This is a genomic window from Paenibacillus endophyticus, assembly GCF_014192395.1.
Classification (GTDB): Bacteria; Bacillota; Bacilli; order Paenibacillales; family Paenibacillaceae; genus Pristimantibacillus; species Pristimantibacillus endophyticus.
In genome coordinates this window covers 293,169-313,546 of the sequence record NZ_JACHXW010000002.1, presented here as the reverse complement: position 1 = coordinate 313,546, position 20,378 = coordinate 293,169, and the positions used below count along the sequence as shown (strand labels likewise).

Here is a 20,378-nt window from a genome sequence, read left to right as displayed (position 1 = left end):
GACGATGAGAACGCCATTGCGACGTAAACCGCACACCTTTCAAATTTTCAAAGACATCGGCCCCAGGCCGTTTGCCGTAACGGCGGGTTTCTCTTTCATCCTGCTGCTTGCAATATGGTCGCTGCTCAGCTACACGGAGACGGTAAGCCCCATCTTTCTTCCTAAGCCTCACGCGGTGCTCGTGCAGCTCATTCTGAATCTGGGCAGTCCGGAGTATTGGGGGCATATCGGAATCAGCGTATTCCGTGTAACGGCAGGTTTCCTGCTTGCCTGCGTCATAGCCATACCGATAGGCGTGTTCGCCGGAACATTCAAGTATGGCGAAGCTTTCGTAGAGCCGCCGATGGAGTTCATACGCTACATGCCTGCAGTTGCCTTCATTCCGCTCATTATGGTTTGGGCGGGAATCGGCGAATGGGCGAAGGTGCTGCTTATCTTTATCGGCTGCTTCTTCCAGCTCGTACTGATGGTTTCCGATATTACGAGGCGCGTATCGCATGATTTGCTGCATGCTTCCTTCACTCTTGGCGCGACAAGATGGAAGGCAATCGAAACGGTTATTATACCGGCTATCCAGCCGCAGTTAATGAACACGTTAAGGCTCATATTGGGCTGGGCCTGGACTTATCTCGTCGTTGCGGAGCTCGTTGCGGTCAGCAGCGGACTGGGCTACCAGATTATGAAGGCTCAGCGCTTCCTGAACACGGATGAAATATTCGTAGGCATCATTGTCATTGGGCTGCTTGGCCTAATCAGCGACCGAATATTTGCCTTCTTGAATCGCAGGCTTTTCCCTTGGGCATAACGCTAGCGAGTATGCGAAAGGCATGACAACTGAATATAGGCTCTCAAGATTATCGTTGAGAGCAAATAGCTGTCTAGGGTTCCGCTTCAGGTGGCCGACGGGAAATAAGGCGAAACGTCCTTGCCGTCTGTCATTCGCTGGTCTGGTCCGAGAGACGGCATACAGCTTGCTTATTTCAGTCATGAATAAAGCTGTAGCACACGGAAGGACAAAAGCCTGGGAGATTATTCTCTTAGGCTATCTTTTTATCTAAAATAGGTGATTTCCAAGGAGGAAACAGTGATGAGCAGCATTTGGAGCACGACAATTCGGCCAGGAGGCAAATGGTCTGGAACGATTAGCAGAGGCAGATTGGTCCGGTTCACCGCTCTCGAAGCAGGAGCTAATCTGGCCATGCTTTTATATCACGCAGGAGACTTGACGGAGCGCTACAACATGCCGGATACGTTAAAAGCTCAGCATACCTCGCATCTCACGAGGGGGAACGTGCTTATGAGCGATAACGGTAGGTCATTGGCGAGCATCGTCGAAGACCAGCTGGGCTGGCATGATCCGATATGCGGCTATACGAGCCGGGCGGCCACGGATTCGAAATATGGAAAAACGACGTACCAGGAGCTGCGGAATGATTGGCTGCACAGCGGTCAAGAGAACTTGGCGGTCGAGCTGGTTCGAAACGGATTAGGCGTGAGGGATTTAATGCCAGTCGTCAATTTGTTCTCCAAGGTGTATTGCGATGAGCGGGGCAGCATGCACTATAGTTTGGGCCACTGCCCGGCAGGAGCTTCCGTTACGCTTAGAACCGATATGGATGTGCTTATCGTTTTGTCTAATACGCCTAACCCGCTAGATCCAAGAACCGATTATCCGTCCGTACCCGTGCAAGTGGAAGTGCTGAAGGCGGAAGCCGTTCAGGATGACGATTATTGCTTGAACTACCGTCCGGAGAACCGGCGCGCCTATGAGAATACGCAGCAATATTATTTGCTGCAAGGGATTTAGAGCTTAAATACGAGCAATTAGGAGGAATGGAGCATGACAGTATTTAATCGGGTGGAGAGCCCGCGCTTGGCGGAAGATGCTATATATGACGAAGTGATCGCTGCCGGAGATGGCTGGATGTATGACCTGGAGCCGGGGCAAGTGCTGCGAATCGTCGATTTGGACGGGAACCAAGCGGCAGACACCTTGTTCTACGATGCGGAGCAGCCCGAGGACCATTACAGCGCGGTCGCGACGATTGCCGGGCAAGGGAACATTTATCTCACGACTGGCTCGGTGCTGCTGGCCGAATCCGGCAAGGAATTGCTGAAGATCGTTGCCGATACCTGCGGCCGCCATGACACAGTCGGAGGCTCTTGCTCCGCCCAAAGCAATACGGTCCGCTACTCGCATGATAAGCTCCACATGCACAATTGCCGTGACACGTTTATGCTCCAGCTGGCCAAGCGGAACGAGAGCTATTCGAAACGGGACCTTGCACCGAATATTAATTTTTTCATGAACGTGCCTGTTACGGCCGAAGGCGGCCTCCAATTTGCGGATGGCGTGTCATCGCCAGGTGCTTATGTAGAGCTTCAATCCCTTTGCAGGACGACGGCGCTGCTCAGCAATTGCCCGCAGCTCAACAATCCATGCAACGCTTACAACCCGACTCCGGTGCGGGTGCTTGTCTGGAATCAATAGCGGCAATATAGCCAAATAGATAGATTATAGATTGATAGGGCGAGGAGAGGTTACGATGTTTACGAAAATATTGATTGCGAATCGCGGCGCTATTGCCGTTCGAATAGAGCGCACCTTGCGCAAGCTTGGCATAGCTTCGGTGGCTGTGTACACCGGCGCCGATCAGGATAGCTTACATGTTGACTATGCGGATGAAGCGGTATTCATTGGTGATGGCCCTGCGAAAGAGAGCTACTTGAATACGGAGCTTATTCTAAAGACCGCGCTTGAGACCGGTGCGCAGGCGATTCACCCAGGGTACGGCTTCCTAAGCGAGAACGCGGATTTCGCCCGTGCTTGCCGGGAGCATGGCATCGTATTTATTGGACCGTCGCCGGAGCAAATGGAAATGTTCGGCCTGAAGCACTCGGCAAGGGAATTGGCGGAGCGTGCAGGGGTGCCGCTGCTGCCGGGTACGGCGCTGCTGACGGAGCTGGAGGAAGCAATCGAACAGGCAGCGCGAATCGGTTATCCGGTTATTCTGAAGAGTACGGCTGGAGGCGGCGGCATCGGCATGAGGGTATGCGCGGATGAAGAAGCGCTGCGCGCGGCATTTGACGGTGTGAAGCATTTGGCGGAAACCAATTTCAAGAACGGCGGCATGTTTTTGGAGAAGTATATCGCAAGGGCACGCCATGTCGAGGTGCAAATATTCGGCAACGCCCTCGGCGAGGTCGTCACGCTGGGCGAGCGCGATTGTTCCATTCAGCGCCGCAACCAGAAGGTCATTGAGGAGAGCCCGGCCCCGAATTTGTCGGATGAGGTTCGCAGCGCGATGTTTGGAGCCGCGAAGCGGTTGGCTGCAGAAGCCGGCTATCGCAGCGCAGGCACGGTTGAATACTTGTACGATCCGGATTCTTGCGCGTTTTATTTCCTCGAGGTCAACACTAGGCTGCAAGTCGAGCATGGCGTGACCGAAGAGGTGCTGGGCATTGATTTGGTCGAATGGATGGTTCGCGAAGCGGCGAATGAGCTGGTTGATTTGCAGTCACTCGTTAGAACGCCTGTGGGCCATAGCATTCAGGCTCGCATTTATGCGGAGGATTGCCTGCAGGGCTTCCGGCCAAGCGCCGGACAGCTGGATCAAGCCGTATTCTCAGCGGGCGCCCGCAATGAATCTTGGGTGAGGGATGGGCTTACCGTTACGACGCTTTATGATCCGATGCTGGCGAAGGTCATCGTGCATGGCGCGAATCGCGCTGATGCGATTCGGAAGCTGATTCAAGCGCTTGGCGAGACTCGAATGTACGGGATCACGACGAATTTGCAATATGTGCGGGCACTGCTTATGGATCAAGAAGTTATTGACGGCCACGTATACACGCAGCTACTGAACGGCTTCGAGCCGGCAGAGCAGGCTATCGAGGTAATCGACGGCGGTGTCCAGACGACGGTTCAGGATTGGCCGGGACGTGTCGGCCACTGGGACGTAGGCGTTCCGCCATGCGGACCGATGGACCCGTACTCGTTCCGAATCGGCAATAAGCTGCTTGGGAACGGGGACCACGCAGCAGGCCTCGAGCTGACGCTGCGCGGCGGCTCGTACAAATTCCGCAGCGCAGTATGGTTCTGCATTACGGGCGCTGACATGGAGGCGGAGCTGGACGGCGTGCGAACGGAGCTTTACAAGCCTGTGTTCGCAGAACGCGGACAGGTGCTCAGCTTCGGCGAGACGCAGCTCGGCTTGCGCACATACTTGCTCGTAGCCGGCGGCTTCGACATGCCGCGCATACTTGGCAGCTCGTCGACCTTCACGCTTGGCGGGTTCGGCGGGCATGGCGGCCGAGCGCTGCGGTCGGGAGACGTGCTCGGCATAAATGAAGGAGCGGCACCTTCGGCTAAGCTGGAGCTTGCGGTGGATGAACGGCCGCAGCTGACGCGTGATTGGACGATTGGCGTTATTCCTGGTCCGCATTGCACAGGTGAGTTTTTGAAGCCTGAGTATTTGAAGCAGCTGTCCGAAACGGTGTTTGAGGTGCATTTCAACAGCTCGCGCACCGGCGTTCGCTTGATTGGTCCGGCACCGCTATGGACCCGTGAGGATGGCGGAGAAGCAGGGCTTCATCCCTCCAACATTCACGATAACGCTTATGCGATCGGTACGCTTGACCTTACCGGTGATATGCCGATCCTATTAGGTCCTGACGGACCTAGTCTCGGCGGATTTGTCTGTCCGGTAACGACCGCTTCGGCGCAGTTCTGGAAGATCGGGCAGCTGCATGCCGGGGATAAGGTTCGATTCCAATTACTGACGCTTGAAGAAGCGGATGGGCTTAGAGATGCGCAGGAGCAGCGGCTCGATTCGATTGGCGCAGGCGTGCGAGAGAGTTTGCCAGCCTCAGAGCTTCCTGTTGAAGCCTCCGAGCTGACGCCAGATTACCCGCTTCTTGTTCATAAGACAGAGGGCTGCCGTTTTCCGATCACCATTCGCTGCAGCGGCGACGAAAATCTGCTCGTTGAATACGGCGAGCTAGAGCTGGACCTGCTTCTGCGTTTTCAAGCGCATGCGCTTATGCAGGCGATCGAGCAGTCGGGAAAAATCCCGGTTTTGGATTTGACGCCGGGTATTCGCTCCTTGCAGGTGCATATCGACCGCTCCAAAATAACGGTGGGCGAGGCATGCGGCATTATTTTGGAGCTCGATAGCGCGCTTCCGCCACTGGAGTCGATACAGGTGCCCTCGCGTATCGTACGCCTCCCGCTTTCGTGGGATGACCCAGCGACACAGCTTGCGATTGACCGTTACCAGCAGACCGTTCGCCCGGACGCGCCTTGGTGTCCGAGCAATATTGAGTTTATTAGAAGGGTTAACGGCTTGGATAGTCTGGATGATGTGCAAAGAATCGTATACGAAGCGAATTATTTGGTGCTTGGGCTTGGCGATGTTTATCTGGGCGCACCAGTAGCAACCCCTGTCGACCCGCGGCATCGGCTCGTGACGACGAAATATAATCCGGCACGGACATGGACGCCGGAGAATGCAGTCGGTATCGGCGGAGCTTACATGTGCGTATATGGCATGGAGGGACCGGGCGGCTACCAGTTTGTCGGCCGGACGATTCAAATGTGGAACCGGCTGCGCAGCACGGAGAGCTTTAAGCCTGGGAAGCCGTGGCTGCTGCGGTTCTTTGACCAAATTCAATTTTATCCGGTGGAAGCGGATGAGCTGCTGAAGCTGCGCGAGGATTTTCTTCGCGGCCGCTATGAAGCTGATATTACGGAGACGACGTTCGATCTCGGCCAATATTTGAAGTTTTTGGACGAAATCGAGGAGAGCGCTTCGGCATTCAAGGAAAAACAGCAGGCGGCATTCCAAGCGGAGCGGGAGAGCTGGAAGGAGCTTGGTCTTGCCGAGTATGTTGCGGAGCAGGAGCCGGCGCGCACGGGCGAGGAGGAAGAGTTGCAGGATGGGGCCGCGGCGGTTCGCTGCACGATGCCGGGAAGCGTATGGAAGGTGCTTGTACAGCCAGGCCAGCAAGTGAAGAAAGGCGATTCGCTAATTATCGTCGAGAGTATGAAGATGGAATTCTCGCAGCAGGCTTCATGTGACGGTATGGTTTGTTCTGTGCATGTAGAGCCTGGCGAGCAGGTTCATACCGGACAGCTAATAGCCGGGATTATGCAGCTTAAGGAAGCGGAGGCGGCAGTATGAGCGAGATGAATTTCCCTGAGAAATTGACGGTAGAGTGGCTGCGTCTGGGATACAGCAGCGGGACAATGTCACCGGCTGATGTAATGGCTGAGGTGGTCCGTCGTGCAGAAGCGGATGCGGGAATGAATATATGGATTACGCCGCCATCCTTGGAGCTGGCGCAGCCTTATCTGGATCGGCTTATGCTGCTGGATAAGAATAATTCTCCGCTTTGGGGGATTCCTTTCGCCATCAAAGATAATATCGATATGGCTGGCGTACCCACTACGGCTGGCTGCCCGGAGTTCGCCTATACGCCTAAAGAGCATGCGACGGTAGTCGAACGGTTGGTTGCGGCGGGTGCGATTCCGATTGGCAAAACCAATCTGGACCAGTTTGCCACGGGACTAGTCGGTACCCGAAGTCCTTATGGCGAAACCCATAACGCGCTGAGGCCGGAGCTGATCAGCGGCGGCTCCAGCTCCGGCTCGGCAGTCGCAGTGGCTCGCGGTCATGCGGTGTTTTCGCTCGGCACGGATACGGCCGGATCCGGCCGTGTACCTGCCGCGCTGAATGGACTCGTCGGCTACAAGCCGAGTCTCGGCGCGTGGCCGGTCAAAGGTGTCGTACCTGCCTGCGCAAGCCTTGATTGCGTAACGGTGTTCGCTCACCATTTGGAGGAATCCCTGCTTGTGGATACGGTTGCGAGAGGGATCGACGAGCATGATCCTTGGTCACGGGAGATAACGAGGCTGAAAGCAGAACGGCCTGTCAAGCTATGCTTGCCAAAGGAGGCAGCGGCATTCTACGGACCATTCGCAGCGGAATATGAGGCAGCTTGGCTTGCGACGGTAAAGCGTCTGGAGCAGCTCGGCATTCCGATTGCGTATGTGGACGGGGAGCTGTTCACGGCTGCGGCAGAGCTGCTTTACGGAGGTCCCTTCGTAGCGGAGCGGTGGGCAGATTTAAGCGGATTTATCGAAGCAAATCCAGGAGTCGCATTTCCGGTGACGGAGCAAGTGCTGCGTTCCGGCGCTGCAGAAGAATATGACGCGGCATCCGTGTTTACCGCGCTGCATAAGCTGCAGTCCTATAAGCTGGAAGCGAGAAAGCTGCTGCAGGATGCCGTGCTCGTCATGCCGACCTGCGGCGGGACTTGGACGCGCGAGCAATTGAGCCTTAACAAGGTCGGTGCGAACAGCGACATGGGCCGTTATACGAATCATTGCAATTTGCTAGATCTTTGCGCGGTAGCTTTGCCGTCGGGCGATGCGGGCGAGAAGCTGCCATTTGGCATTACGCTGTTTGCGCTTGCCGAGAATGAGCATGTAATCGAAGGTGCCGCGCATTCGATTCAAAGCGGCAGTGCGGAGCTGGCACTCTCCGCAGCGAATGAAAACAAACCTGTACAGAAAGCAGAGACAGCTGAAGCCGCTCGTTCAGAGTCGATGATTGTGGTCGCGGTTTGTGGTTTGCATATGCGCGGCTATCCGCTTGAGAAGCAGATGGAAGGCTTGCATGCCCGCTTTGTCCGTGAAGCAAGCTCTGCTCCGCGCTATAAGCTTGTGAAGCTGCCGACAACGCCGGCGAAGCCGGGCATGATCAAGCAGCAGGAGGGAGGAGCAAGCATCGAGCTCGAGCTGTGGGAAATGTCGGCCGCAGCCTTTGGTGAATTTGTTTCCTTCATTCCGTCACCGCTGGGCATCGGAAAGGTTGAGCTGCTTGACGGGACTGAAGTATCCGGCTTCGTTTGCGAGGCGTATGCAGCTGTCGATGCAGAGGATATTACCGCGTATGGCGGCTGGCGCCACGTTCCGCTAGGATAAGCGGAACGAATTGAAGATGGACTCTCTAGCCTTGTTAACCGGGCTTGGGAGTCTTTTTTATTGAAAAAATAGGGTCTACGTAAGTAGGGGGAGCAGTTCAAGAAACCGTTTCGCAGCCGCGGATTGCGGCACGCCCCGCAAAGTAGCGATGCCGATGCTTCGTGCCGGGATGACCGGATTCAGCGGAATCTCGACAAGCGCTCCTGAGGCCAGCTCCTCCTGTATATATTCTCGAACAAGGAAGGCGAGGCCGAATCCGCTGCGCGCGAATTGGGCGAGCAGATCGAAGCTCCCAAGCTCAAGCTCGGGAGCCAGTGACACGCCGTATGATTTCGCATACCCGTCGAGATAGCGGCGGGTTCCGGCGCTTTTTTCCAGCAGCAGCAGCGGATAATCGGAAAGCTCTCCCAGCTGCAGCACAGATGCGCCAAGCTCTGAGTAAGCAGGGCCGCAGGCGAGAATATCTTGCAGGGGCGCACTGACCCGAAGTTCAAGCTGATTGTCGGATGCAGGCATATGCACAACGCCGAAATCGATTTTGCCTTCTTTCAGCAGCATAATCGTCTCAGGTGTCGTTCGATTCGTTACGCGGATACGGATGCCGGGGTAGTCTGTGTGGAACCGCTCCAAGCAGGGCAGCAAATAATGCTTGCACAGCGTATCGCTGGCACCGATACTGATCTCTCCGCTTTGCAAATTTTGCATTTCAGCAAGCATTTTTTCCCCTGTCTCCATAAACCGGTATGCTTGCTCGATGTATCGAAAAAGCACCTCGCCTTCTGTGGTGAGCTTAACTCCCTTTGCCATTCGAAAAAACAACGGCCCGCCGAGCTTAGCCTCGAGCTGCTTGATGGTATGCGTGACAGCGGGCTGCGTAATAAAAAGCTGCTCTGCGGCGCGGGACAGGCTGCCTGTTTTGGCTGTCCAGTAAAAAACCCGATACCACTCCATATTAACGATCATAGATATTATCCCACCTAATGATTTGTATTAGTTATATCAATTATTCTAATGACGTTATGTTTATTATAATAAACGGCGTAGGGTGATAACAAGATCGGGAGGCGATAGCTTTGACGGTTACAGCAATCGTAGGGGCAAACTGGGGAGATGAAGGAAAAGGCAAAATGACGGATGCGCTCGCAGGCGCTTCTTCATTCGTCGTTAGGTATCAAGGGGGCAGCAATGCGGGGCATACCATTATAAACGATTACGGCAAATTTGCGCTTCATATGCTGCCTTCGGGTGTGTTTTATCCCAATATAACAAATGTGATTGGCCCAGGCACCGCATTGGATGTCGATGTATTGCTTCGCGAGAGGGACGAGCTGCTTGCAAGAGGCGTGCCAGAACCGCGAATCCGGGTATCGGATCGTGCGCAAATCGTGCTTCCCGTCCATCGTTTGTTTGACGAATTAGAGGAGGATCGGCTTGGCGGGGCCAGCTTCGGTTCAACGAAAAGAGGGATAGCGCCTTTTTATGCGGACAAATACGCGAAGCTCGGCATACAGGTTGCGGATCTTTATGACGAGGAGCGTCTCTTGCAGAGACTTGAGCAATCGCTGGCAGCCAAAAACGTGCTCCTCGCCGAGCTGTACAACCGGGAGCCCATCCAAGCACGCGAGCTGCTTGCGCACCTTAAAGTCCAAGCGGAGAAGCTGCTGCCGTTTGTTTGCGACACAAGCAGCCTGCTGCATGGCGCGTACCGAAAAGGGGAATCGATTCTATTGGAAGGCCAGCTCGGTGCGCTTCGCGATCCAGACCATGGCATTTATCCCTATTCCACTTCTTCTTCGACATTAGCGGGATATGCACCGGTTGGAGCAGGGCTGCCGCCGTATGCGATTACCCGAATTATTGCGGTAGTCAAAGCGTATTCCAGCTGCGTAGGTGCAGGGCCTTTCGTAAGCGAGTTGCATGGTGCTGGAGCGGATCAGCTGAGGCGCCTAGGGGGAGACGCCGGGGAATATGGCGCATTGACGGGAAGGCCGCGCAGAATGGGATGGTTCGATGCTGTAGCGACGCGCTATGGCTGCATGCTGCAAGGCGCGACGGAGGCGGCGCTCACAAACCTCGACGTGCTCGGCTATTTAGACGAAATACCGGTATGTACCAGTTATGAGCTAGATGGTGAGATTATAGAGGATTCGTTTCCCGTTACAGCCAAGCTGAATAGAGCGAAGCCAATCCTGCAGCGTCTTCCAGGCTGGCGTAGCGACATTTCGCAAATACGTCGTTTCGATGAGCTGCCCGAGGAGGCGCAGCAATATGTTCGTTTCGTAGAAGCTTCCATCGGAGTAAAGGTAAGTAGTGTATCCGTGGGTCCGAACCGCGAGCAGCTTATTATGCGCTGAGCAGGTCGTAATAGAAAAAAACAGCGTCCTGACAATCAGGAAGCTGCTTTTTCTTTGCGCGGCCAAAACGTATAGCTGAAGCTGATGGCAAAATCGATACCTAGCACCAGAAGCCATAGCCGCAGCGTTTCCTGCAAGGTTTCCGTTCGGGCCTCACTATCGACCATCCAAATCATGCCGTACAGAATAGCGGCGCCAATTACAAAGGCCAGCAGATGACGGAGCCAGCCAATCCTTTCGTGGCGAGCATGCGCTTTGCCTGATTTTGGCTTGCCGACAGGCTCGGGCCCATTAGCGAATCGGTGCGCGAACCGTTCATCCGCCCAGCTGATCATGCGATGTCCGAAGGCAATCGATACACCGATATATACGGCCGCCAAGCTGTGGGCAAAGGTTGCTTCCGCACCGCCGCGCAAATCATAAACAGTGGCAATGACCAGAGCCAGGTCAATAAGCGGGGTACTGTATAGCAGCCCCTTTCCAAGCTTCTGAAGTCGGAAAATGTACCGGCACATTAAGCCGGCAAGCACGAAAACCCAAAAGCCGATCTCGCAGCCAATGATAAAGGCAGTAATCATGTTATTCTTGTCTCCTTCTGTTAAAATAGTGTAGCAGGATTCCATTATTTAGCACATAAAAAAGGGGATGAATTCGTGTATGGGCAAGTTGCTTGTAGTAGGCAGCATTAACATGGATATTGTCAGCACTGTCAGTCAATTTCCGCTCCCGGGGGAGACGATAGCCAGTGTAAGAACGGACTTCTTCCCGGGCGGCAAGGGGGCGAACCAGGCCGTCGCGGCTGCAAGAGCCGGTGCGGATTGCGGCATGATCGGCGCAGTTGGCGATGATTCTTTTGCAGCAGCATTGCTCGCGGCGCTCCAGCAGGATGGTATTGCCACTGAACAAATATTACGCAAGCCGGGCAGTTCCGGTTTCGCCATTATAACCGTTAATGAAGAAGGTGAAAACCATATTGTGCTAACGGCTGGGGCTAATGGCCAGCTTACGGCGGAGGATGCGGCGGCAGGCGCCGGGAACGGGGCTGACGTATTCGCAGTTCTTCTGCAAAACGAGATTCCGTGGGACACGAATTTCGCCGTTATGAGCAGCGCGCACAGCAGCGGTGCCCGGGTATTCTACAACCCGGCGCCCGCGCGCGCCTTCCCTGACCATGTTTTTCCGCTGTTGCATACTTTGATTATGAATGAAACAGAGGCGGCAGTCATTACAGGCTTGGCAGTCAACGACGAGCATTCAGCAAAAGCGTCAGCCGAGTGGGCACTGGATAAAGGGGTAGAGGAAGTCATCATCACGTTAGGAGCCAAGGGCTGCTTCTATTTGAATAAACAAGGACAAGCAGCCGCCGTGTCAGCGTTCAAGGTAAAGCCTGTCGACACGACTGCAGCAGGCGATACCTTCTTTGGCGCATATGCGGCTGCCAGCGCAGACGGCTTATCGGCTGAGGATGCATTAACCTTCGCGGCAGCAGCTGCAGCGTTAGCCGTTACGAAGCAAGGCGCGCAAGCTTCGATACCGAATAAAGCGGACATCGAGGCATTTCTTCAGAGGCAGAGGGAGAAATAAAAAGGCTTGCATAAACTAATGTCATTAGTTTATTATAAAACTAATAACATTAGTTTATTTGAGGGGGACATATAGCATGAGAATGACGCGCGAGAAAACGGTGGTCCAGCTAACGTACTTACCGAAGGTTTTTCCTGTGAATTGTTATTTGGTGGAGGAAGAAACGAGTTTGACGTTAATCGATGCTGCACTTCCCGGCAACGTAAAGGCCATTATGAAAGCAGCGCTTAAGCTGGGCAAACCCATAACGCGCATCGTTCTAACCCATGCCCATGATGACCATATCGGTGCTCTCGACGGACTAAAGGCTTTGCTTCCGAAGGCTGAGGTGTTTATTTCCCGAAGGGACGCAAAGCTGCTTAAAGGGGATCGTTCGCTGGAGACGGGCGAGCCAACCGGGCCTATCAAAGGCGGGGTACCGACAAAGGTGCTCACTAAGCCTGATGTATTGCTGGAGGATGGCGACCGCATAGGCTCGCTCCTTGCAGTGGCTGCACCGGGCCATACGCCTGGTTCCATGGCGTTTATGGATACGAGAAACCGGATTCTCATTGTCGGCGATGCGTTTCAAACCCGTGCGGGCGTGGCGGTATCCGGACAAATAAAGCTGTTGTTCCCATTTCCCGCATTGGCGACCTGGGATAAGCGTTCAAGCCTCGAATCAGCACGCCGATTAAAAGATTTAAATCCTTCCTTGCTCGCTGCAGGACATGGCGACATGCTTGCCCAGCCGCTGGGAAGGATGGAGAAGGCTATTGCCGAGGCAGAGCGTTCATTAGCCAAATAGAATCAGCAGGAGGAGATCTGCGATGTCACCAAGAAGAGGGCTCGATTTGCCGACAATAGTGGAAACGGCTGCCGCCATTGCCAACGAGCATGGCATGCAGGAGGTTACGCTTGCTTCGCTTGCGCAAAGGCTCGGCATACGTTCTCCTTCTTTGTATAATCATGTGAACGGACTGCCGGGATTGCGGGTTCAGCTTGCTATTTGGGGGCTGAAGAAGCTCACTGCCGCCATCGATGAGTCGTTGAAGGAGCAGACAGGCGATGAAGCCATTCATGCCATCGCATCTGCTTATATCCGTTTCGCAAGAGCGGAGCCGGGGTTATATGAGCTGACGCTGCGATCGCCTGATGCGGATGACGAGGAATATATGGCTGTCGCACAGAAGCTTGTTGATATGCTTGTGAATCAGCTTAGCTATTATGAGCTGGACCGAGACATGGCGATTCACATCGTAAGAGGGTTTCGCAGCTTCCTGCACGGCTTCGCTTCGATTGAGCAGAAAGGCGGCTTCGGCATGCCGCAGGCCATCGACGAAAGCTTGCGCGTCGCCATTCAGACTTATTTGAACGGTCTTCGCCAGCTTTAGAGGCCAAAATGAAAATAGCCACAGTCCCTTCGTTGAAGTGCCCCCTTTATAGTAGACATTGGAAAAACCCATATGGGGAACCGATGATACTTTAGGGGGTATTTTTTTATGGGGAAGAAAGAACAACCAAATAAATCGTATGCAAAGGAAATAAGGCAGGAAGCCGTACGGTTACATGAGGATGAGAAGTGGACGTATAGGCAAATTACTGAGAAGTATGGGATACAAGATAAAGATAGGGTTCGTAAATGGGTCTATAAGTTTAGAAAACAAGGTGAATATGGATTATTGGATAATAGAGGCCGAAGGGTAGAATATGTCGATCAGGACCTATACACCCAGCAGCTTAAACGGGAGAATGCGGTGTTAAAAAAGTGCTTAGAAATCTGGAAACGGGAGGTGTAAAGGGCAAGTATGCCATTATCGAGGAGATGTCCGGAATGTATTCGGTGACTCTTCTTTGTGATTACTTGATGTATGGCGGAGTGCTTACTATCGCTACCTTAAGCGTAAAATGGATGATCCAGACGGCGAAATCAAGAAGTGGATTAAAGATATTTACCTCCAGCGAGATCGAAAGTATGGCTACAGGAGAATTCGATGTGAACTGGAGCGTCAATATGGAGATACAGTGAACCACAAGAAAGTGTTACGTCTCATGCAGGAAATGGGTATTCGATCTATCATTCGTGCCAAACGTCCTTACTTCAACACGTATCAGGCCGCGCAGTCAGACGGCAGAATTGCTCCAAATCTGCTGAATCGTGAATTCATGGCAACAAAACCAAATCAGAAGTGGGTTACGGACATCACACAGTACCGTATAGGCGATCAGCGCCTATATCTTTCTGCTATAATGGATTTGTATGGGAAAGACATCGTAGCCTTTCATATGAGCACTACTAGAAATGACAATGAGCTGGTATTAGACACCTTTAGCAAGGCTTTTGAAGAACACAAAGACGCTGCAGGTAAGATAGTCGATCTAATCGTCCATAGCGATCAGGGCTCCCAATATACGTCTCATGTTTACCACGATCTACTGCCTACGGTAGGAGTCCAAATCAGCATGTCACGTCGGGGCAATTGTATAGACAACGCCGCAATGGAGAGTTTTTTCTCTCATCTGAAAACGGAAGCACTCTATCCATATGATATTAGTTCAATTAGTGAGGCTCAACAACGAATTGAGGAGTTCATTCGATTTTACAATAATGATCGGATTCAAATTAAATTAAACAAACAGACACCAATTGAGTATCGACTAAAATTTACAGCATGATCGTTAGACAAAATTCAAATGTTAGACTGCAATTCATTAAGCTAACTGGCAGTTTAGCGTGGCGGCCAACCAACTAAGTGGTTGCTTACTCTCAATTGTTGGAAGGAAAGTTCTATTCTTTCGCGAATTCATTAGATATGCCGAAGTTACGAATTTCGTAAAAAAATCGCGGTAGAGCATTGGAAAGAGCATTTTAGTTTTCTATATCTTCATAGAAAGGTGATTACGCATGAACCAAAGACCGTCAGAAGAAGAATACGCCGGGGACGCCGGCGAGTATATCCGGTTGGTGCCGGAAGGCAACATCATCGACATTCTGCTCGCCCAGGAAAAGCAAATGACCGAGCTGCTGGCATCGTTGACCGAAAGCCAGAGCGCCTATCGGTATGCGGAAGGAAAATGGACGCTGAAAGAAGTCGTGGGCCACATCGCAGACAGTGAACGCGTCATGACCTACCGCCTGCTCCGATTTGCAAGAGGGGATCAGACGCCTCTGCCCGGTTTCGACCAGGAATTGTTCATTCCTCCTTTCGGAAGCTGGACAACCGCGCAATTGGCCGAAGACTACCGGGCCGTACGGCAATCGACGATCACACTGCTGCGCGGGTTACCGACGGAGGCGTGGTCCCGCAAGGGCACAGCCAACAACGTAAGCATTACGGCGCGCGCTCTCGTTTACGGCATCGCAGGACACGAGCTTCATCACATGGGGGTCATCCGAAATCGTTACTTGAATTAGTCGTCCTTACTTTATGGCACCCTTCCCGCCCCGTTCATAGACTGATATGAAGAGAGGACAAGACGGGTTGAAAAAAACAGCAGCGATTGGTTGCTGACTGGAGTTTTGTCTAAAAATGAATAGCAAATAATAATCTCAAACAAGAAAAAGTCATTCAGCTAACGGGTAACGATAGTTCAATCAATGAAGGGCAGACCAGAATTTGGTCTGCCGCTTTGTCATTTAACAGTTCATTTCATAGGGCTTTTTTCATTGTCTACAATATTGGGGCTTGACCACGTTCAGGGCTGTGGCTATTGTTTAATAGGCTTGTTGAACGAGTGCGGCAGCACCGATCAGGCCTGCATCCTGTTGCAGGAGCGCGGGAACGATTGCCGCTTCTCTGCCGGACGGATTGAGCGCGTTTTGTGATACGTAATCCCTTACAGCCGAGAAAAGCGGATCGCCAACCTGGGAAACGCCTCCGCCGATGACGATTTTGTTGGGGTCGAGTATGTTGATGAGCGATACGCAGCCCATTCCGATTGACGTGAATACGCGATTCACAAGCTCGGACATTTGCGGATCGCCTTGTGCCGCCAGATCAAAGGCTTCCTTGGAGGTAACCTCGCGGCCCAGCAATTCGGTCGCTTGGCGGGCGACGGCCGTTCCGGATGCAACATTCTCCCAGGGGGTGCCGGCTTGGTCAACGAGCATAAAGCCAGCATCGCCAGCATTGCCTGTTGAGCCTGTAAGGAGCTTGCCGTGCATGAAGATGCCTGCGCCGATTCCGGTGCTTATCGTTATGAATATGAAATGCTCCGAATCTTTTGCTGCGCCGATCCACTTCTCCGCAAGCGTCGCCGCGGTTGCATCGTTCTCCATTTTAATAGGAAAAGGAAGATGCTTCTTAAGCTCCTCCACGACCGGAAAACCCCACCAGCTTTTGAGATTCGGAGGACAGGTAAGCTCGCCCTTTTGCGTATTGAGAGGCCCGGGAGCGCCTACCCCAATGCCTTTTATGCCTTCAAGCGATAATTGTTGCTGCTCCGCAAGCTGCTTTAGCGCATCTGCTACTCTGCCCAGCATCTCTGATGGAGAAACGGTTAAATCCGTTTTTAATGAACCTTTGGCGAGTACTTCGCCTTGCTCGTCTACGAACCCGAATGCTATTTTTGTACCGCCGATATCAATTCCAATTGCAATACCCACGAAATGCCCTCCTATGATTGAAGAAAATACAGTGCTAGCCTGAGAAAAAGTCTACCACACTCCACGCGGATTAGGAAGAACGCTAGGTTGGCAGGCCCTATTATCCATGCTTATTTTACCCTGTACAAATGTAGGGGAGTGTAGTAATATCCAATCAAATGAAAGGCTAGAGAGAGGATCCTTTGCTTAAGCAAAGGGTCCTCTAAGCGTGACTAACCAATATGCGAAGAAGGTTGCCGAAAAAATGAAGTCAGAGTCCAAAGCAAGCCCGCGTTTCATGAAGTTTGGAATGCCGATGACCCGCAATGTTTGGCGGAACGCCCGGATCGATCTTGGTGCCTCCTGTTTATTCAGCTTGTTCAATGTCGTTATGAATCAATTCTATATCGCATTTGCGATTCAGCAGGGGGCGAGCCGATTTGAGATTGGCCTGCTAGCCGCGGCTCCTGCCATCGGCTTGTTGTTCTCGCCCTTCTGGGCAACCTTGATCGAGAGAGCGAACAATCCGAAGCCGTTTGTCATGATTCCGAATGCGGTGGGGAGAACGCTGCTGCTCCTGCCTGCGATATTTGCGTATCCATCCGTTTACGTCGTTGCGGCGTTGTTGTTCCAATTGCTGATGGGCATACAATCCCCTGCGTACGCTGCGCTCATCTCACAGATGTATCCCTCCGACCTGCGGGGAAGATTGATGGGATACGTGCGCGTGGCAATGGGCGGCATCATGATTCCGCTTGCGCTGCTCGTAGGCAGCTGGTCGGATGCATTCGGCCCCTCGGGACCGCTTATTGCGGCATCTGTTATTGGACTATTATCGATCGGGTTATTCAATAAAATCAAATTACCGGTACAAGAGCGGAAGCAAACGCCGATCGTGCTTCAAAAAACGAGCCGCTTTCCGCTGAAGGAGCAATGGAAGCTCGTTAAGGAGAACCGAACGCTAGGCGTGTTCCTCGCGGCTACGACATTTGCAGGCTTTGGGAATATGCTCGCCAATCCGCTGTACCAGATCATTCAGGTGAAGGTATTGGAGCTCTCCAATATAGAGATCGGCTTTGCCCGCGTAGCCTATTATACGGCTTTGCTGCTTACCTTTCTCATTGCGGGCTGGATGATTGACCGGATACATATTAAGTATACGCTGCTCTGCGGCATTGCGGCCTATGCGATCGTTCCGATGTTGTATGGGCTTTGGGGCACGTACGCGGCGGTCATTACCGGCAACGCGATTCAAGGCATCGGCGAAGCGATATGGGATATTGGCATTCTTGCCTTCGTATTCCGGCTTGCTCCGGGCCGAGAGGCGATGGTATTCGGACTGCATTTGATGCTATTCGGTGTCAGGGGCAGCATAGGGCCAATTCTGAGCGGTACGCTCTCGAGCAGCGTTTCGTTAACGGTGCTCCTGGTTATCGCGTCAATTTGCGGCTGGATCGGGACGCTTTTGTTCGTATCGGGTAACTGGAAAAGAAATCCGCTTCTGAGAAGAGGTTAATTGATATTCAGTCTTCATTCAGTTCTTGTTCATCTCTCGTTCATAATCGAATGCTAGAATTCGTTATGGACATAAGGAATGTCGACCACATTCATAGGAGATGAACGATATGAACAAATGGAAAGTGATGCTGAGCGCCGTCGTGATTGCATCGGCATTGGCAGGCTGCGGCGTGCAGGAGGAACAGGCAGGAGCGGAGGTACAAGCAGACGCTCAAGCAGACGTGCAGCAGAATGGTGCTGGCGCCGGCGATGGAACGCAGCAGCAAGGCGGGGGTAGGCAAGGAATGGGCCAAATGGGCGCACAGGCTGATTTGATGGGTAAAATCAAGTCGGTAGACGGACAAACCATCACCCTCTACAAGTCCGCAATGGGTCAAGGGGGTCCGCCGCAGGGAGAAGGAACCGAAGGCGCTCCTCCTGAAGGCGAAGGCCAGCAGCCTCCTGCGGCCGGTGAAATGCCGGCAGACGGCGAGCGTCCGGAAGGCGGCGGCCGAATGGGCGGCATGGGAGCGATGTTCTCCGACGAGACCGTTGTGATTACGGTGACGGATACGACGAAGATTACGAGCGTCACCTTCGAAAACGAGCAAATGGTAGAGACGGAAGTGGCGCTTGCGGACCTCAAAGCAGATGATATTTTATCCGTGATGCTGAAGGATGACACGCAGGAGGCGGAATCGATTACGATTCGTACCAGTGGATTCGGCGGAGGAGGAAGACAGCCGCAGCAGGAGGAGCAGACAGCGACGGCAGTCTAGGACAGTTAATGAGCGGGATATGAAAACGGCTAATCGGGATATTTCCTGATTAGCCGTTTTTTGTTGCGTTAGTAGCGGGAAGAAGCTGCTGCGGTATCCAAAAATATGTCCATATCATCTATAAATGCGGCATATGTTTGCCTTTTCGATCCGTTTATGATGAAAACACGGAAGACGCTGCGTCTATCCAACAACATCATTAGGGGGATAAAAAAATGAGTAAAGCTCGCAATAAGTTTTCCATGCTGCTTCTAACGGTTACGGGCGCGGCGCTAATCGCTGCAGGCTGCAGCGGCGGCACCAGCGACGGAGAGAAAACGCCGGATGAAGGCAAAAGCTCCGGAAGCGGCAAAAAAACGGAAATTTTGTTTTGGTCGCCATTTTCCGGTTCTGACGGCCCGTTCATGAAGAAGATCGTAGATAAATATAACGGCTCACAGGATCAGTACAAATTGAATTTCGTCATTCAGCCTAACGGCGAATATTACAAACAGTTGGATGTAGCGCTTAGCACGGGCAAGGAAAGCCCCGACCTAATGATTATGCACGTTGACCAAGTGCCGACATACGCGAGCAAGGACCAGCTTCAACCGATTGACGACCTTGCTGCCGGGGCTGGCATCAACAAAGCGGATTTCGCTGAGGCGGCAACCGATTATTCGACGCTCGACGGCAAATGGTATTCCATACCGCTCGATATTCATCCTCTTGTGATGTACTACAACAAGGATTTGTTCGAGAAGGCCGGCATTGCTGCGGCACCGACAAACCGTACGGAGTTTGACGATGCGGTCCAGAAGCTGACCGATAAAGGCAATGGCGTTTACGGATATGCGGTTCCGACATTATGGCCTCAGCAATTCATATTCCCGACGCTTGTCTGGCAGAACGGCGGCGAGCTTTGGAACGGAACGGATGTCGCATACAACTCGCCTGAAGCGGTTGAGATGGTACAGTGGCTGCGCGGGATGGTAGACAGCGGCGTATCTCCGGCAAACGTGCAGCAGGACGGTGAAAATACGCTATTCCTACAAGGCAAAAATGCGATTCAGTTTAACGGGCCGTGGATGAAATCCCAGTTCGAGGAGGCTGGCTTGAACTTTGGCGTAGCGCCAGTACCGCAAATCGGCAAAGCGAAGCAGGCTGTGTTCGCAGGCTCGCACGGCTTTGTCGTTCCGAAAAGCGTAACGGACGAGAAAATGACGGCAGGCATAGGCGACTTTTTGAAATACGTATCGACGAATTCGATGGATTGGGCGGAATCGGGCCAAGCGCTTGCCTCCAAGCCAATGCTTGAGAGTGATGCTTTCAAAGCCCTTGAATTCCAAAGCAGCGTGGCCTCTGCATTCCCTTACGTTCAATTCGCACCGAATGTTTTGAATTGGGGCACGGTATCCGAACCGATCTGGGGCGAGCTTAACAATGCGCTGTTAGGCAAAAAGGATGCTCAGAAAGCGCTCGACGATGCAGTCGCCAAATCGCAGCAGGCGCTAAAGAAATAATTGCGCCTTAGGAGATGCAGCGCGGAGGCTGGGGATCGCAGAGTCCGTTCCCAGCCTCTAAGGCTGCGTGTGCAGGAGATAGAAAATTCGCAGAAGCGTTAGGGGGACTCC

The 20,378-nt window shown here is 52.9% G+C and carries 18 protein-coding genes and 1 riboswitch; of the genes, 15 read left to right on the top strand and 3 right to left on the bottom strand.

Features of this window, described 5'->3' with window-relative positions; translation table 11 throughout:
- The first annotated feature begins 4 nt into the window (after positions 1 to 4).
- From FHS16_RS04080 to atzF, 5 genes are all read left to right on the top strand, one after another.
- A complete protein-coding gene (locus FHS16_RS04080; protein ID WP_183559135.1) occupies positions 5 to 805 on the top strand; it encodes an ABC transporter permease in 801 nt (266 codons plus the stop codon).
- 62 nt (positions 806 to 867) lie between these two features.
- A riboswitch (guanidine-I (ykkC/yxkD leader) is annotated at positions 868 to 1,030 on the top strand.
- Between the two features lie 57 nt (positions 1,031 to 1,087).
- On the top strand, positions 1,088 to 1,807 hold the full coding sequence (locus FHS16_RS04075; RefSeq protein WP_183559133.1) for an urea amidolyase associated protein UAAP1: 720 nt from the start codon (positions 1,088 to 1,090) through the stop codon (positions 1,805 to 1,807).
- 33 nt (positions 1,808 to 1,840) lie between these two features.
- On the top strand, positions 1,841 to 2,491 hold the full coding sequence (locus FHS16_RS04070; protein WP_183559131.1) for an urea amidolyase associated protein UAAP2: 651 nt from the start codon (positions 1,841 to 1,843) through the stop codon (positions 2,489 to 2,491).
- A 55-nt stretch (positions 2,492 to 2,546) separates the two neighbouring features.
- On the top strand, positions 2,547 to 6,182 hold the full coding sequence (gene uca, locus FHS16_RS04065) for an urea carboxylase (protein WP_183559129.1): 3,636 nt from the start codon (positions 2,547 to 2,549) through the stop codon (positions 6,180 to 6,182).
- Complete coding sequence (atzF, locus tag FHS16_RS04060; RefSeq protein ID WP_183559127.1) at positions 6,179 to 7,987, top strand: allophanate hydrolase; 1,809 nt, start codon at positions 6,179 to 6,181, stop codon at positions 7,985 to 7,987. The genes uca and atzF overlap by 4 nt, the downstream gene beginning before the upstream one ends.
- A 75-nt stretch (positions 7,988 to 8,062) precedes the next feature.
- Here atzF and FHS16_RS04055 read toward each other — a convergent pair whose 3' ends face one another.
- Positions 8,063 to 8,950 carry a LysR family transcriptional regulator gene (locus FHS16_RS04055; RefSeq protein WP_183559125.1) on the bottom strand — a complete coding sequence of 296 codons (888 nt, stop codon included), beginning with the start codon at positions 8,948 to 8,950 and terminating at the stop codon, positions 8,063 to 8,065.
- Positions 8,951 to 9,060: 110 nt separating this feature from the next.
- Here FHS16_RS04055 and FHS16_RS04050 point away from each other — a divergent pair, with 110 nt between their 5' ends.
- A complete protein-coding gene (locus FHS16_RS04050) occupies positions 9,061 to 10,341 on the top strand; it encodes an adenylosuccinate synthase (protein ID WP_183559123.1) in 1,281 nt (426 codons plus the stop codon).
- 35 nt (positions 10,342 to 10,376) lie between these two features.
- Here the strand turns inward: FHS16_RS04050 and FHS16_RS04045 are convergent, their stop codons facing one another.
- Positions 10,377 to 10,919: a hypothetical protein gene (locus FHS16_RS04045; RefSeq protein WP_183559121.1), complete on the bottom strand. Its 543-nt coding sequence runs from the start codon at positions 10,917 to 10,919 to the stop codon at positions 10,377 to 10,379.
- A 79-nt stretch (positions 10,920 to 10,998) separates the two neighbouring features.
- Between FHS16_RS04045 and rbsK the strand changes: the two genes are divergently transcribed.
- From rbsK to FHS16_RS04015, 6 genes are all read left to right on the top strand, one after another.
- On the top strand, positions 10,999 to 11,925 hold the full coding sequence (gene rbsK, locus FHS16_RS04040; protein WP_183559119.1) for a ribokinase: 927 nt from the start codon (positions 10,999 to 11,001) through the stop codon (positions 11,923 to 11,925).
- Between the two features lie 76 nt (positions 11,926 to 12,001).
- Positions 12,002 to 12,712 (top strand): MBL fold metallo-hydrolase, encoded by a 711-nt coding sequence (locus FHS16_RS04035; RefSeq protein ID WP_183559117.1) that lies wholly within the window; start codon positions 12,002 to 12,004, stop codon positions 12,710 to 12,712.
- Positions 12,713 to 12,734: 22 nt separating this feature from the next.
- Complete coding sequence (locus FHS16_RS04030; protein WP_183559114.1) at positions 12,735 to 13,298, top strand: TetR/AcrR family transcriptional regulator; 564 nt, start codon at positions 12,735 to 12,737, stop codon at positions 13,296 to 13,298.
- 108 nt (positions 13,299 to 13,406) lie between these two features.
- A complete protein-coding gene (locus FHS16_RS04025; RefSeq protein ID WP_183559112.1) occupies positions 13,407 to 13,703 on the top strand; it encodes a helix-turn-helix domain-containing protein in 297 nt (98 codons plus the stop codon).
- 109 nt (positions 13,704 to 13,812) lie between these two features.
- The gene (locus FHS16_RS04020) at positions 13,813 to 14,580 is read left to right on the top strand and encodes an IS3 family transposase (RefSeq protein ID WP_183559682.1); all 768 of its coding nucleotides are present in this window, start codon (positions 13,813 to 13,815) and stop codon (positions 14,578 to 14,580) included.
- Between the two features lie 229 nt (positions 14,581 to 14,809).
- On the top strand, positions 14,810 to 15,319 hold the full coding sequence (locus FHS16_RS04015; RefSeq protein WP_183559110.1) for a DinB family protein: 510 nt from the start codon (positions 14,810 to 14,812) through the stop codon (positions 15,317 to 15,319).
- Positions 15,320 to 15,619: 300 nt separating this feature from the next.
- On the opposite strand, the gene FHS16_RS04010 is transcribed toward FHS16_RS04015, so the two are convergent.
- Positions 15,620 to 16,510, bottom strand: a complete 891-nt coding sequence (locus FHS16_RS04010; protein WP_183559108.1) for an ROK family protein — start codon at positions 16,508 to 16,510, stop codon at positions 15,620 to 15,622.
- Positions 16,511 to 16,718: 208 nt separating this feature from the next.
- Between FHS16_RS04010 and FHS16_RS04005 the strand changes: the two genes are divergently transcribed.
- From FHS16_RS04005 to FHS16_RS03995, 3 genes are all read left to right on the top strand, one after another.
- Positions 16,719 to 18,005, top strand: a complete 1,287-nt coding sequence (locus FHS16_RS04005) for an MFS transporter (RefSeq protein WP_312890768.1) — start codon at positions 16,719 to 16,721, stop codon at positions 18,003 to 18,005.
- 109 nt (positions 18,006 to 18,114) lie between these two features.
- Positions 18,115 to 18,765 (top strand): hypothetical protein, encoded by a 651-nt coding sequence (locus FHS16_RS04000; RefSeq protein ID WP_183559106.1) that lies wholly within the window; start codon positions 18,115 to 18,117, stop codon positions 18,763 to 18,765.
- 215 nt (positions 18,766 to 18,980) lie between these two features.
- Positions 18,981 to 20,267, top strand: coding sequence for an ABC transporter substrate-binding protein (locus FHS16_RS03995; protein ID WP_183559104.1), 1,287 nt, complete (start codon positions 18,981 to 18,983; stop codon positions 20,265 to 20,267).
- Positions 20,268 to 20,378: the final 111 nt, after the last annotated feature.